Origin of the sequence: Thalassococcus profundi (assembly GCF_003344785.1) — a bacterium.
GTDB classification, from domain to species: domain Bacteria; phylum Pseudomonadota; class Alphaproteobacteria; order Rhodobacterales; family Rhodobacteraceae; genus Puniceibacterium; species Puniceibacterium profundi.
In genome coordinates this window covers 37,943-52,340 of sequence record NZ_QPMK01000018.1, presented here as the reverse complement: position 1 = coordinate 52,340, position 14,398 = coordinate 37,943, and the positions used below count along the sequence as shown (strand labels likewise).

Here is a 14,398-nt window from a genome sequence, read left to right as displayed (position 1 = left end):
AAGGATGCAAGACCATCCCACGATAGAGGACATTCAGGACGCCCGCCCGCGCATCGCGCCCTATATCCGGCACACGCAGATGCTGCGCGCCGACCGGATCGAACCGGCCGTCGGATGCGAGCTCTACCTCAAACCCGAGACGTTTCAGGTCACCGGAGCGTTCAAGATCCGCGGCGCGCTCAATACCGTGCTGCAACTCTCGCCCGAACAGCTCGCGCGTGGGCTGATCTCGTCGTCTTCCGGCAACCATGCGCAGGGCCTGTCCTGGGCCGGGCGGATGCTGGGGGCGAAGGTGGTGCTGGTGCTGCCCACATCCTCTCCGCAGCAGAAAATCGACAATACCCGCGCGCTTGGCGCGGAAGTCATCCTTTACGACGGCGACACCGCCGCGCGCTGGAAACAGGTCTACCGCATCGCCGAGGAAAAGGGTTACGAGACCGTCCACGGCTTCGAAGACCCGCGCGTCATGGCCGGACAGGGCACAATCGGTTGCGAAATCCTCGAGGATCTGCCCGATGTCGACACGGTCATCGTGCCGCTCGGCGGGGGCGGTCTGATCTCGGGCGTCGCCACGGCGCTCAAGGCGCTCAAGCCTGGCGTCCGCGTCATCGGAGCCGAACCGGCGTTGACCCCCAAATATTACCAGAGCCGGATCAGGGGCGAACGCGTGTCGCTGCCGCTGCGCGACACCATCGCCGACGGGCTGCGCATCAGCGTGCCCGGCCAGAACCCCTGGCCCATCATCGAACGCCACGTCGACGAGATCGTGACCGTGGAGGATGCGCATATCGTCGCCGGCATGAAAGCGCTGGCGCGCGATGCCAAGCTCCTGGGCGAACCTTCTGCCGCCATCGGTGTGGGGGCCTTGCTGGCCGGCTCGATCAGGCTGCGTCCCGGTGAAAAGGTCTGTACAATCCTCACAGGCGGCAACTGGGGCCTGACCGACCTCGCGGCAGTCTACGCGCGGGCGGAACCGGTGGCCGGAGCAGCATGACCACCCTGCCCGATCTCCGGCACGTGTCCGGTTCGCTTCCGGACGGCTGGTTCCGGGCGGCGCTCGCGCCGCTGGGCGAACGGCCGGAACACGGCGGCCCGGACCGGCCTGCGGCCTTCCTTGCGCGGCATTACGGCATCGCGGCAGAGATCGTCCCGCTCGCCTCGGAGGTGGAGCGGACCGACGAGGTCCGCACGACAAGCGACCGGCGCCTGATCCTCAAGACCTCTTCGCGGCTTGAGGCGCGTGAAAGCTTTGCCTTTCAGGCAGGGGTGCTGGCCGGGCTCGAACCCGACGCCACGGTGATCGCGCCCCGGCTGATCCCGACGCAGGGCGGCAGCGCGATGTTCCACGACGGGGAAACCTGCGGCTACCTGCAGACCCGGCTGGACGGCACGCCGCTGCATGACGCGGCGCAGACGGCGGCCACGGTCTTCGGCACCGGGCAGTCCCTCGCCCGGCTGTCCCTTGCGCTGAGCCTATGCAACCCGCCCGGTGCACGGCGCGCGGTCCTGTGGCATGTGGGATGCTGGCCGGAGCTTTCCGCCCTCTCCCGTCATCTCGAACCGGGCCCGCTCTCCGACCTGGTGCGCCGCGCCATGGCGGACCACGCAGAGCAGGTCGCGCCGCATCTGGGCGCGCTCGACTGGCAGATCACCCACAACGACCTCAGCCCGCACAACATGCTGCTGACCGACAGCGGCACAGGTTTTATCGATTTCGGCGACGGCGGCTGGAACCCGCGTCTCCAAGACCTGGCCATCGCCGCGGGCCACATGGTCACCGATTCAGGGCAGCCGCTGGGCGGGGCGGAGGCGCTGATCGCGGGCTATGCCAGCGTCATTCCGCTCTCCGCGCTCGACCGCCGGGTTCTGGTCGGGCTGATGCGGGCCCGGCAGGCGGCGCTTGTGCTCATCAATGCCTGGCGGTCCCATCTGTTTCCGGATCAGGCCGCCTATATCAACAAGAACATCGCGCGGGCGGAACGCGGACTGGCGATCCTGTCGCGGCTTGACACGCGGGACGCACAGTCTGCAATCGAGACGGCGCTGGTCTCCCCGCTGCCCGCACCAAACCAGGAAGACGCAAGCTGATGACCACGGATCTCATGCCCAACCGCTACCGTCCCGGCGAAACCGCGCTGCCGGAGCGCGAGGCGGCGCTGATCGCCCGCCGCGACGCGGTGCTGGGCGCCTCCTACCGGCTGCAATACCGCACCCCGGTGCATGTCGTGCGCGGCGAGGGCATGTGGCTCTACGATCCCGATGGCCGGGCCTATCTGGATTTCTACAACAACGTACCCTCGCTGGGTCACTGCCACCCCGAGATCACCGCCGCCATGGCCGACCAGGCCGCGCGGATCAGCGCCAACACCCGCTACCTGGAACCCCGGCTGGTCGACTATGCCGAACGGCTCGTCGCGACCTTTCCAAAGGCGATGGACCGCGTCGTCTTTACCTGCACGGGCAGCGAATCGAACGACCTGGCGCTCAGGATCGCCCGCCATGTCAGCGGCCACGAGGGCGTCATCGTTTCGTCCTATGCCTATCACGGCACCAGTGCCGCGGTGGCGGAGGTGTCGCCGAACCTGGGTGACGCCGTCCGGCTCAGCCCCTCGGTGCGGATGATCGACCTGCCCGGACCGGCCGGCGTTCCCGCCGGGGAGGCACAGGCGCATTTCACCGCGCAGGTCACGGCGGCGATCCACGATCTGGACCGGCGCGGCATCGGTGTAGCCGCGCTGCTCTTCGACAGCATCTTTTCCAGCGACGGCGTCTGGATCGACCCGCCGGGCTTCATCGCGGGCGGCGTGGACGCCGTGCGTACGGCCGGCGGGCTGGTGATCGCGGACGAGGTGCAGCCCGGCTTTGGCCGCACCGGCGCACATATGTGGGGGTTCGAGCGGCACGGGATCGTGCCGGACCTCGCCACGCTGGGCAAACCGATGGGCAACGGCTTTCCCATCGGCGCGGTCGTGGGCCGGCGCGACCCGATGGAAAGTTTCGGACAGACGGCGCGCTATTCCAACACCTTCGCCGGCAACACGGTGGGCATCGCCGCCGCCGACGCGGTGCTCACCGTTCTGCAACGCGATGACATCCCCGGCCAAGCTACTCGGATCGGCGCGCGCCTGCGTGACGGGATCGGGGCGCTGGCGAACCGCCACGAAATGCTGAGAGCGGTCCGTCAAGCCGGGCTCTTTATCGGTGTCGATATCGGTACTTCGGACAGCCCGGCCCAGCAGCGCCGGCGCATGGCGCTCGATGTGGTCAACGGGATGCGGGACGAGGGCGTGCTGATCAGCACCACGGGGGCCAACGAGGATACCCTGAAGATCCGCCCCCCGCTCGTCTGCCAGCCGGATCACGTCGACCGGTTCATCGAGACCCTGGACAGGGTTCTCGGCCGAGTCTCGAACGAACGATGACCGAAGGCGTTCCGATATCTTTGCGGCGCGCAAGAAATGGGCATAAACTACCGAATATCAGTCGAAAATGGGTGAACCTGCTATGCGTCTGCCGTTAGGGTTCGGGAAGGTCGGCTGTTGCAGCCCGGAACGGATGCGCCGACCTTGAGCAGAACTGGCGCGCGCAACGCGCCGCGATGTATTTACCGGGTCGCAGACTCGGCCGGACCGGAGGCGGCGGATTTGAACGACACTCTTCGCATCGACGCTTACGAGGCGCAGGTGGCACGGATCGCCGCCAGGGATCGGGCACTGCTGCACGAGTTGACCGTCAGCGTTTTCTGGCCGCACCGGGACAGCGACCTGGAACTGCTGATGCAGCTTGGCGAAGGCTATATCGCCCTGGACGAAATCGGCCGCCCGCTCGGTTCTGCCATGCATTTCCCGACCGGCGAGGATTTCGCCATGCTGGGCATGATGGTCACACCGCCGCGTCTGCAGGCGCGGGGTGGTGGGCGTTTCCTGCTTCAGCGGATCATGAAGGATTGCGAGGGGCGCGACATGCGCCTGAACGCGACCCGCTCAGGCTACCGCCTGTATCTGAACGCCGGGTTCCGCCATGTGATGACCGTCTACCAGCACCAGGGCCATGTCGTTCGCGTACCGGAGGTGCCCGCGATCCCAGGGCTCGAACTCACAGAGCTTTCGCCCGAGGATCACGACACGGTCCGCGAGATGGACAGGACGGCTTACGGGCTGGACCGCAGAGCGGTAATCGACGCGCTGCTGGGGGTGTCCGCCGGTGTGGTGGCCTGGCGCGCCGGACGGCCCTGCGGATTTGCCCTGCGGCGGCGCTTTGGCAAGGGCGATCTGATCGGCCCGCTGGTGGCCGACACCGAAGAGACCGCGGTGCAGATTGTCGCCCAGCTTCTCCGGCAGGCGCGGGGCGGCTTCGTGCGGATCGACACCCCCGGAGAGAACGAGGCCCTGCGCGGGCTGGTGACCGCCGCCGGTATGCGGCAGTTCGATACGGTGACGGAAATGCACCTGGGGGCGAATCGCCGCGCGACCGAGGGGCTGGTCTATTACGGTCTCGCGGCGCATTCGCTCGGCTGAGGCCTGTCGCGCAAGACCGGCCTCACCCACGCCGCCGACGGAATCCGCAAACGCGGCCTCGGCGGTGTCGATGATGCCCCGAACCCGACCGGGCGCAACACGGTCCAGGCCCCCTCAGGACAGCCGGTCTTTCAATCCGAACCAAAGCCCTGCCAGCGGCAGGAACCACGGCTTGCCGTTGAGCGCGGGCACGGCCGGCCAGTCCAGCCCTTCAAGCGGATTGGTGTCCTTGCGCCCCATCGCCAGATCGGCCAGCACCTGCCCCAAGAGCGTCGACAGCTGCGCGCCGTGGCCGGAGTAGCCCATACCGTAGATCATGCCGTCGGCCTCACCGGCGCGGGGGAAGCGGTCGCGGGTCAGACCGACCAACCCGCCCCAGCAATAGTCGACCTCCACCTGGGCCAGATGCGGGAAGATGCCGGTCATCGCCGCGCGCAGGATCTCGCCCGAGGCGGCGTCGGATTTCTGGTCGGACCGGGCAGAAAAGCGGGCCCGCCCACCGATGATCAGGCGATTGTCGGGCGAGAGGCGGAAGTAGTTGCCGATGTTCAGCGACGTCACGCAGGTCCGGTTGCCGGGCATCGTCTGCGCCACCTCGGCATCGGTCAGCGGCCGGGTGGCAATCACGAAGGACGCGATGGGAATGATGCGCTTGCGGAAATGCTTCAGCGGCGCCCCGGGCACCCGCGCCGAATAGGCCCCGGTCGCAGCGATCACCGTGTCCGCGTGCAGGGTCCCGCGCGGCGTCTCCAGCGTCCAGCCGTTCCGCGTCCTGCCGCGCCCGGTGACCGGCGCGTTTTCCCAGATCTCTCCAGCGTGGCGCGTGACGGCAGCCGCGAGGCCGGTCACGTAGCGGCCCATGTGCATCATGGCGGATTTCTCGAACAGGATGCCGCCGTGGAATCCGGCGGAGCCGATCTCGTTCTTCAGACCGGCCCGGTCGACCCAGCGGGTGGCGGGATCGACCTCGCGCGCGACCAGGTCCTGATTGGCGCGCAGACCGGCGACGTGGCTTGGCTTCGACGCCAGCTTGAGCTTGCCCGAGCGGCGAAAGTTGCAGGAGATGCCTTCCTCCGCGATCACATCCTCGATCATCTCGATCGAGCGGTCGAACGCGCGGTACAGGCGCCGCGCCCGCTCTGCCCCGAGATGGGACTGGGCATCGGCATAGCCATGGGCGATGCCGTTGTTCAGATGCCCGCCGTTGCGGCCCGATCCCCCTGCCCCGACATGTGCGGCCTCCAGCACCGCGACGCGCAGACCCTCCCGGGCCAGCTTGCGCGCGGCATTGAGCCCGGTGAAGCCGGCACCGATGACCGCGACGTCATACCGGCCCTCGACCGGACCGGTGCGCCCGCCGTCGAAGACCGGCGCCGTGTCGTGCCAGTAGGATGCGAACTTCATCGCTCAGAGGCCCAGAACCGCGGGCAGGTGCGACACGTCCGGCACCTCGGTGTAGCCGTAATAGGGGTTCGCGGGCTCGTGACCGCGATTGACCCAGACCTTTTTGGTGATGCCCAGGTCATGCGCGGTCATCAGGTCGTAGCGGAAGCTTGAGGAGACGTGCAGCACGTCTTCCGGCCCGCAGCCCAGGGTGTCGAACATATACTCGAAGGCCTGCATGTGCGGCTTGTAGGCGCCGGCGCTTTCCGCCGTAAGCACATGGGCGATCGGCGCGCCGAGCTTGGCGATGTTATCCGGGATCTGTTCGTTCATCGAATTCGTCAACGCCACCAGCGGGAATTCTTCCGCCACGCGGGACAGGCCAGCGGGTACGTCGGGGTTGGGTCCCCAGGTGGGCACGCGGTCATAGATCTCCGCAGCGACCGCCGGATCGAAGGCCACGCCGTTGCGCTTGCAGGTGCGTTCGAGCGCGTTGTGAACAACCTCGGCGTAGGGTTTGAAATCCTGCAGGACCTCGTCCAGCCGGTAGGCCGAGAAATCGCGGATGAAGACGTCCATTTGCTCGGGCGACAGCTGCGCGCCGTAATGGTCGCGCGCCGCCCCGGCCATGTCGAAATAGATCATGGTGCCGTGGCAGTCGAAACTGATGAACTTGGGGCGGAAGGTCATGGGTATCTCCGATGTGGTGTCCTCCCTTCAGCATCGACACTCTCGGCCCAAAGAGGTGCTGGCTTCGCCCGGCCAGAGGCATGAAATTGCGTTTGCATCGTGCCTTGCAGCAGAGCGTGCCGGACGCCGCCGGAAGTCGGCTCCGCCGCCCGACCGAAATCGCGCATGGTGTCCGCGGCGATGCAACCGAGGAGAAATGGCATGACGAATGACCCCCTGAGCGTGGATGAGATGCTGGCCAGGCTGGTCGGTTTTGACAGCGTGGTCGGTCGGCCGAACGCCCCGATCGTGGAGTTCGTCCGCGACTGGCTGTCCGCGCAGGGGATCGTCGCGCATGTGCTGCCCGGTCCCGAGGGCGACAGGTCCAACCTTTTTGCCAGCATCGGGCCGGTCGACAGGCCGGGCTTCGTCCTCTCGGGCCATCTTGATGTGGTCCCGGCGATGGAACCGGGCTGGCAGGCCGATCCCTTCGTCCTGCGAGAGGACGCGGGGCGGTTGATCGGACGCGGAGCCTGCGACATGAAGGGCTTCGTCGCCGCCGCGCTTTTCATGGTGCCCGAACTAGCGGCGATGAACCTGCCGGTGCCGATCCACCTGGCGCTTTCCTATGACGAAGAGGCCGGATGCCGCGGCGTGCCGCATTTGCTGGCGGCGCTGCCCGATCTTTGCGCGCCGCCGCAGGGCGCGATCATCGGTGAGCCGACGGACCTGGTTCCGGTGCTGGCGCACAAGGGAAAGTCCGCGATCCGCGTCACCGCGTCGGGAACGGCGGGCCACTCATCCCGGTCCGATCTGGGAGAAAATGCCATTCACGCGCTGGTGCCGGTGCTCGAGGCCGCTGTCGCCCAGGCCGCCGCGCTGACACAGGGCGCGCAGGACACGCGCTTCGCGCCACCCTGGTCCAGCCTGCAGATCGGCACGCTTTCCGGCGGGCAGGCGCTCAACATCATCCCCGACACCGCGGTGGCCGAGATCGAGGCCCGCGCCATCGCCGGGGTCGATCCGATGGCGCTGCTTGCACCCGTGCGCGACGCGGCAGAGGCGGCAGGTGCCCGCTGCGACACGATTTCCACCTATCCCGCCCTGGCACTCGCGGCCTACCACCCTCTGGCGGAACGCCTTGCCGACCTCACCGGTCAGCGCCCGCTGGATGCTGTCAGCTTCGGCACCGAGGCGGGACTTTTCCAGGCGGTGGGAATCCCGTCCATCGTCTGCGGTCCGGGTGATATCTCGCGCGCCCACAAGCCGGAAGAGCACCTGCACCGCGACGAGTTGCAGGCCGCCTGCGCGCTGATCCGGCAGCTGGGGGAAAGCCTCGCCGCGTGACGGCATTTTCTGCGGCCTTGCCCGGCGCAGTCTGACCGAAACTGCCGCCGCCCGCCGCGATCAAGCCAATGATGCCACGGCCGGACCGCTACGCTTCGGGGGAACGAAGCAGGACCGCTACCATGACCAGAGGTGACACCCCCTCCCCCGCCCTCTCCGCCGTCGAGATCGTCGCATTCACGCCGGCCCATCTGGAGGCCGCGCAGGCGCTTTCCACGGCCGTGGGCTGGGCGCATCGGGTGGAGGACTGGGCGCTGAACCTGTCGGTCTCCCGCGGCGTGATCGGCCTGGCCGACGGACAAGTGGTCGCCACGGCCCTGTGTTCGCTGCATGGCCCGGTGGCAACGCTGAACATGATCATCGTCGACGATTCCATGCGCGGCCGCGGCCTGGGCCGCAAGGTGATGGAAGCGGCGATGGCGCAGGCGGAAGACCGCGAGATGCGCCTCGTCGCGACGCCGGAGGGCACGCCGCTCTACCGCAAGCTCGGCTTCGTCGAAAGTGGCGGGATCATCCAGATGGGCGGAACGGCCCGGGCGGCAACGCCCGAATGCGACGTGCAGGTCGGACCGGCCGATCCGCAGCGGCTGGCGGAGATGGATTTCGCCGCAAGCGGCATGGAGCGCGGCGCGCTGCTCGCGCGGATCGCCGAGACGGGCGAGACGCTGACCGCCGAGGGTGGCTTTGCCATGCTGCGCCAGTTCGGCCGGGGTCATGTGCTGGGTCCGGTGGTGGCTCGCGACGCGGCCGCGGCCCGGGCGCTGATGGCGGCGGCGTCCTGCCGGATGGCGGGGCAGCCCTTGCGCATCGACGTCTACGAAGATCTGGGGCTGGTGCCCTTCATCGAGGGGCTCGGCCTCGCCGTCACCGGAACCGGGACGCCCATGGTGCGCGGTGTGAAGGCGCGCACGACGTCCGAATACCGGACCCATGCGCTGGTGTCCCAGGCCCTCGGCTGAGCGGATGCGCCGCTCTGCCACCCGGCATCTTCGCGCCTGACCGGCGCGGCGAACTGCCCAATTCTCACGCCCGTCTCTCGGGCAGTGCGCAAGGAGACGCTCTGATGGCCCTGCTGTTCACCTCCACACCCGCCCGGCTGCCGGTCTGGCAATCGCTCTTTGCCGCCGAAGGGCTGCCCCTGATCCCCGGAGAAGAGGCCGTTACCGATCCGGCGCAGGTGACGGCGATCGCCTGCTGGGTGCCGCCCGCCGATCTGTCGCGCTATCCCAACCTGCGCGCCGTGATCTCCGTCGGGGCGGGTGTCGACCATCTTCCGCCCCTGCCAGACGGCGTGGCGCTGTCGCGCACCCTGGCGCCGGGGATCGAGGCGATGGTCCGCGACTGGGTGGTGATGGCCACGCTCATGCTGCACCGCGACATGCCGCGATACCTGGATCAGGGCCGGGCGGGCACCTGGCAAAGCCACCCTGTCGCTCTGGCCGGGTCGCGCCGGGTCGGCATCCTGGGCATGGGACGGATCGGAACGCTGACCGCCGGTAGCCTGCAGGCGCTCGGCTTCGATGTGGCAGGGCTTTCGCGGTCCGGCACAGACGGCGCGGTGCCGATGTTCGCGGCTTCCGACATGAAGAGGTTCCTGGCGCGGTCCGATGTGCTGATCTGCCTGCTGCCGCTGACGCCCGAGACGCGAGGCATCCTGAACGCCGAGACACTTTCGGCCCTGCCCCGGGGCGCCTGCGTCGTTCATGCGGGCCGTGGCGCGCATCTCGATACCGACGCGCTGCGCGCGGCGCTGGACGCAGGTCAGATCTCGTCCGTCATGCTGGATGTGACCAATCCCGAACCGCTGCCCTCGGACCACTGGATGTGGCTGGATCCCCGCGTGATCGTCACCCCGCATGTGGCGGCCCAGACCGATGCCACCGAAGGCGCGCGGCATGCGCTGTCGGTCATGCGGGCGCTGCGCGACGGCACACCGGTTCCGGGCCTCGTCGACCGGGCGCGCGGCTATTAGGATCAGTCGAGATCGCTGAACAGCCGGGTCAGATCGATATGCTGGCGGGCGAAGGGCGTTTTGAGCACCACGAAGCTGAAATACATGTCGACGCCCACCTCGCGGTCGATCAGACCTTCGACGATCGACTGGTAGTCGTCGATCCCGCTGGTGACGAACTTCACCAGGTAATCGTAGCCACCCGACACCAGGTGGCATTCCACGCAGCTGTCGATCTTCTCCAGCGCCTCCTGGAAGCGCGCGAAGTCGATCTGCCGATGGTTCTTCAGCGTGAATTCCGTAAAGACGGTCATGGTCGAGCCCAGGCGCGCCAGGTCGATCTGCGCCGAATAGCCAGAGATATAGCCCGCCTGCTGCAGCTTTTTCACCCGCATCAGGCAGGGCGAGGGCGAAAGGTTCACGGCATCGGCAAGCTCGACATTGGTGATGCGGCCATTGCGTTGCAGCACCGCAAGGATTTTCACGTCGATCCTGTCGAGCTTGTAGGCCGGCTTCATTGCGTTTCCTTGGGTCGGGATCAGGGAGGCGGACTGCCCGTCCGGAATGGTGTGCTACGACACCTTATTTACCACCGTGTTTCAAAAGGAAATGCCGTTTGCACGGGCGATTGCAGAAGAACGCGCTGCCGGGCCCCGGCTAGGGTCCATCCAAATGAAAGGTCTGCCCATGTCCGCGCCGCGCCTCGCCGTAACCACGTCCGACACCTTGCCGCCCGAAGCCGATTGCGTCGTGATCGGGGGCGGGATCGTCGGCGTCTGTACCGCTTACTGGCTGGCACGCGCGGGCCATAAGGTCGTCCTGCTCGAAAAGGGAGTGATCGGGGGCGAACAGTCCAGCCGCAACTGGGGCTGGTGTCGCCAGCAGAACCGGGACGCCCGCGAATTGCCGCTCTCGACCAAAAGCCTCGACCTCTGGGAACGCATGGGCGCGGAGATCGGGGACAGCCTGGGGTTCCGCCGCTGCGGATTGCTTTACCTGTCCAATGACGAGGCAGAGATCGAAGGCTGGGCCAAATGGGGCCGCTTCGCACGCGGCGAAGGCATCGACACCCGCATGCTCGGCGCCGAAGAGGCCGCGACACGCGGTGCGGCCACCGGCCGGCGCTGGAAGGGCGGTGTCTGGTCGCCCACCGACGGCACCGCCGATCCGGCGCGGGCGGCGCCGCTGATCGCACAGGCGGTCGAAAAGCTGGGCGGCCATGTGGTGCAGAGCTGCGCCGCGCGGGGCATTGAACGCAGCGGCGGCCGCGTTTCGGCGGTTGTGACCGAACGCGGCACGGTGCGCACGCCTTCCGCCGTGGTGGCGGGCGGCGCCTGGGCGGCAAGCTTTCTGCGCCAGCTTGGCATCTTCTTTCCGCAGGCTTCGGCGCGCAGCTCGATCCTGTCGGTCGCGCCGGGCGTGACGGGCCTGCCCGACGCCCTGCATACCAGGCCGGTGACGGTCACGCGCCGGGCCGATGGCGGCTATACGCTGGCCACCTCGGGGCGCGCGAACCTCGATCCGACGCCGGGCGCGATCCTGGGCATGCGACATTTCCTGCCGATGTTCGCCCGGCGCTGGCGCGTGCTGCGCCCCGGCGGCACCCAGGCCTGGGCCGCGGGTTTCGAGACGCGCAAACGCTGGGCGCTGGACCGGCCCACGCCGATGGAGCGCACGCGCATCCTCGATCCGAAACCGGATGCCACGGTCATCGCCCAGACACTTGAGCGCGCCCGCGCCCTGATGCCCGAACTGAAAAAGGCGGAGGTTCAGGCCAGCTGGGGCGGCTATATCGACAGCACCCCGGACGGCGTGCCGGTCATCGACGCCGACATCGGCATTCCCGGCCTCGTGCTGGCGGCGGGCTTGTCGGGCCATGGCTTCGGCATCGGTCCGGGCGTCGGCCATCTGGTCGCCGACATGGTGCTGGCCCGGACCCCCGTCACCGAAACAGCCCAATACCGGCTGGCCCGTTTCGGGCAAAGCCAGTGGGGCAAGGTTTCCGATTTCTGACCATTGGCGGAGCGACACATGCAAACCTACAATCTGGCCGTGATCCCCGGCGACGGGATCGGCGTGGACGTCACCGCGGCCGCGATGACGGTCATTGAAGCCACCGCCCAGCGGCACGGTTTCGCCGTCACCTCGCAGCAGTTCGACTGGTCCTGCGCGCATTACCTTGAAACCGGTGCGATGATGCCCGAGGGCGGGATCGACACGCTCCGGACCTTCGACGCGATCCTGCTGGGTGCCGTGGGCTGGCCGGAAACGGTGCCCGATGCGGTCTCTCTGCACGGGCTGCTGCTGCCGATCCGCAAGGCGTTCAACCAATATGCCAACATCCGCCCGCACCGGCTGCTGCCCGGTGTCGAGGGGCCGCTGAAGGCCAAGGATTTCGACATCCTGTGCATCCGCGAGAACACGGAAGGCGAGTATTCCGGTGCGGGCGGCCGGGTCCATCAGGGCATGGCGAACGAGGTGGCGGTGGAAACCGCGATCTTCACCCGCACCGGCGTCGAACGCATCCTGCGCTTTGCTTTCGATCAGGCCCGGGCGCGGCGCGGGCATGTCACCTCTGTCACCAAGTCCAACGCTCAGAAGCATTCGATGGTCTTCTGGGACGAGATGACCCGCCACGTCGCGCAGGATTATCCGGATGTGACCATGGCCATGATGCATGTCGATGCCATGGCCGCGCGCATGGTGATGGCGCCGGAAAGCCTCGACGTGGTGGTGGCCTCAAACCTCTTCGGCGACATCCTTACCGACCTGGGCGCCGCGATCCAGGGCGGGCTGGGCTTTGCCGCTTCGGCCAACATCTGCCCCGACCGCAGTGGCCCCTCGATGTTCGAGCCGGTGCACGGCTCGGCCCCTGATATCGCCGGACGAGGCATCGCCAACCCGATCGCGGCGATCTGGTCGGCGGCGATGATGCTGGACCATCTGGGCGAGGCCGCGGCGGCGAAAGCCATCCTGACCGCCACGGAAACCGCGACCGGACAGGGCATCGGCACACGCCCGGGCCAGCAGTCCACCGATGACATCACCACAGCGATCCTCACCGCACTGGAGACCCAAGCATGACCCTCAAAAACCCCGACCTCTTCCGCAACGCGGCGCTGATCGACGGCGACTGGCGGGCCCGCCCCGGCCTGACCGTGACCAATCCGGCAACCGGAGAGCCGCTGGGCGACCTGCCCGACTGCACCGCGGCGGACACCGAGGAAGCCATCGCGGCGGCAGAGCGCGCGATGAAGGGTTGGGCCGCGCGCACCCATGCGGAACGGGCGGACCTGCTGATGGCATGGTATCGTCTGATCCTCGACAATACCGAGGACCTGGCGCAGATCCTGACCGCGGAACAGGGCAAGCCGCTGGCCGAGGCGCGCGGAGAGGTGGCCTACGGCGCCAGCTTCGTGCGCTGGTTTGCCGAAGAGGCGCGGCGCATCAACGGCAAGATCATCCCCTCCCCCACTGAGGGCAAGAAGATCTTTGCCTTGAAAGAGCCGGTTGGCGTCTGCGCGATCATCACGCCCTGGAACTTTCCCATCGCCATGATCACCCGCAAGGTGGCACCGGGGCTGGCGGCCGGCTGCACCATGGTCATCAAGCCGTCCGACTTCACGCCCTATTCGGCACTGGCCCTTGCGGTTCTGGCCGAACGCGCCGGGATTCCGGCCGGGGTGCTCAACGTGCTGACCGGCCGGCCGGAGGCCATCGGCGGCGCGCTGACCGGCAGCCCTGTGGTGCGCAAACTGTCCTTCACCGGGTCGACACGCGTGGGTGCGCTCCTGGCGGAACAATGCGCCCCAACGCTCAAGCGGCTCAGCCTGGAGCTGGGCGGGAACGCCCCCTTCGTGGTCTTCGACGACGCCGATCTCGATGCGGCGGTCGAGGGCGCGATGCAGTCGAAGTTCCGCAATGGCGGGCAGACCTGCGTCTGCGCCAACCGGATCATGGTGCAGGCGGGCATCCACGATGCCTTTGTCGCCGCGCTCGCCGCGCGGGTCGATGCGCTGCGCGTGGGCCCCGGCACCGAGGACGGGACGGACATCGGCCCCATGATCAACCCCGCCGCAATCGAGAAGATCCGCGCCCATGTCGCCGATGCGCTGGACCGTGGCGCGGCCCGCGCTACCCGCACGCGCGACCTGGCGGGGCAGTATGCCGATCCGGTCGTTCTGTCCGGTGCGACCGACGAGATGCGCCTTGCATCGGAGGAGACATTCGGCCCCGTCGCGCCGATCTTCCGTTTCGAGACGGAGGAGGAGGCGCTGGCCAATGGCACGCCCTTTGGCCTTGCGGCCTATTTCTACACCCGCGACATGTCCCGCGCCTTCCGCTTCGGCGAAGCGCTGGAGTTCGGGATGGTGGGGCTGAACACCGGCCTGCTGAGCATTGAGGTCTCGCCTTTCGGGGGCGTCAAGGCCTCGGGACTCGGTCGCGAAGGCAGTCAGGAAGGGATCGAAGAATATCTCGAAACCAAGGCGATGCATTTCGGCGGTCTCTGACCGAATCGTGCCCTGGCCGG

13 protein-coding genes are annotated in these 14,398 nt (G+C 67.8%); 10 read left to right on the top strand and 3 right to left on the bottom strand.

Annotation, left to right across the window (positions count from 1 at the left end):
- The first annotated feature begins 4 nt into the window (after positions 1-4).
- From DU478_RS18600 to DU478_RS18585, 4 genes are all read left to right on the top strand, one after another.
- Positions 5-994 carry a threonine ammonia-lyase gene (locus DU478_RS18600; protein ID WP_114512464.1) on the top strand — a complete coding sequence of 330 codons (990 nt, stop codon included), beginning with the start codon at positions 5-7 and terminating at the stop codon, positions 992-994.
- On the top strand, positions 991-2,088 hold the full coding sequence (locus DU478_RS18595; protein WP_114512463.1) for a phosphotransferase: 1,098 nt from the start codon (positions 991-993) through the stop codon (positions 2,086-2,088). Before DU478_RS18600 ends, DU478_RS18595 begins: the two co-directional genes overlap by 4 nt.
- Positions 2,088-3,422 (top strand): aspartate aminotransferase family protein, encoded by a 1,335-nt coding sequence (locus tag DU478_RS18590; protein WP_114512462.1) that lies wholly within the window; start codon positions 2,088-2,090, stop codon positions 3,420-3,422. The genes DU478_RS18595 and DU478_RS18590 overlap by 1 nt, the downstream gene beginning before the upstream one ends.
- 222 nt (positions 3,423-3,644) lie before the next feature.
- Positions 3,645-4,517, top strand: a complete 873-nt coding sequence (locus tag DU478_RS18585) for a GNAT family N-acetyltransferase (RefSeq protein WP_114512461.1) — start codon at positions 3,645-3,647, stop codon at positions 4,515-4,517.
- 114 nt (positions 4,518-4,631) lie between these two features.
- Here the strand turns inward: DU478_RS18585 and DU478_RS18580 are convergent, their stop codons facing one another.
- Together DU478_RS18580 and DU478_RS18575 are read right to left on the bottom strand one after the other, a co-directional pair.
- Positions 4,632-5,921, bottom strand: coding sequence for an NAD(P)/FAD-dependent oxidoreductase (locus DU478_RS18580; RefSeq protein WP_114512460.1), 1,290 nt, complete (start codon positions 5,919-5,921; stop codon positions 4,632-4,634).
- A 3-nt stretch (positions 5,922-5,924) separates the two neighbouring features.
- Positions 5,925-6,590 (bottom strand): haloacid dehalogenase type II, encoded by a 666-nt coding sequence (locus tag DU478_RS18575; RefSeq protein WP_114512459.1) that lies wholly within the window; start codon positions 6,588-6,590, stop codon positions 5,925-5,927.
- 201 nt (positions 6,591-6,791) lie between these two features.
- Between DU478_RS18575 and argE the strand changes: the two genes are divergently transcribed.
- From argE to DU478_RS18560, 3 genes are all read left to right on the top strand, one after another.
- A complete protein-coding gene (gene argE, locus DU478_RS18570; RefSeq protein WP_233501421.1) occupies positions 6,792-7,916 on the top strand; it encodes an acetylornithine deacetylase in 1,125 nt (374 codons plus the stop codon).
- Positions 7,917-8,038: 122 nt separating this feature from the next.
- Positions 8,039-8,875: a GNAT family N-acetyltransferase gene (locus DU478_RS18565; protein ID WP_158545811.1), complete on the top strand. Its 837-nt coding sequence runs from the start codon at positions 8,039-8,041 to the stop codon at positions 8,873-8,875.
- Between the two features lie 104 nt (positions 8,876-8,979).
- Positions 8,980-9,888: a 2-hydroxyacid dehydrogenase gene (locus DU478_RS18560; RefSeq protein WP_114512457.1), complete on the top strand. Its 909-nt coding sequence runs from the start codon at positions 8,980-8,982 to the stop codon at positions 9,886-9,888.
- 2 nt (positions 9,889-9,890) lie between these two features.
- On the opposite strand, the gene DU478_RS18555 is transcribed toward DU478_RS18560, so the two are convergent.
- Positions 9,891-10,385 (bottom strand): Lrp/AsnC family transcriptional regulator, encoded by a 495-nt coding sequence (locus DU478_RS18555; protein WP_114512456.1) that lies wholly within the window; start codon positions 10,383-10,385, stop codon positions 9,891-9,893.
- A 169-nt stretch (positions 10,386-10,554) separates the two neighbouring features.
- On the opposite strand from DU478_RS18555, the gene DU478_RS18550 reads away from it, so the two are divergent.
- From DU478_RS18550 to DU478_RS18540, 3 genes are read left to right on the top strand one after another with little or no spacing between them, the layout of a single operon-like run.
- Positions 10,555-11,880: an NAD(P)/FAD-dependent oxidoreductase gene (locus DU478_RS18550; RefSeq protein ID WP_114512505.1), complete on the top strand. Its 1,326-nt coding sequence runs from the start codon at positions 10,555-10,557 to the stop codon at positions 11,878-11,880.
- Positions 11,881-11,898: 18 nt separating this feature from the next.
- Positions 11,899-12,951 carry a tartrate dehydrogenase gene (locus DU478_RS18545; RefSeq protein ID WP_114512455.1) on the top strand — a complete coding sequence of 351 codons (1,053 nt, stop codon included), beginning with the start codon at positions 11,899-11,901 and terminating at the stop codon, positions 12,949-12,951.
- Positions 12,948-14,378, top strand: coding sequence for an NAD-dependent succinate-semialdehyde dehydrogenase (locus DU478_RS18540; RefSeq protein ID WP_114512454.1), 1,431 nt, complete (start codon positions 12,948-12,950; stop codon positions 14,376-14,378). Before DU478_RS18545 ends, DU478_RS18540 begins: the two co-directional genes overlap by 4 nt.
- The last annotated feature ends 20 nt before the right edge of the window (positions 14,379-14,398 follow it).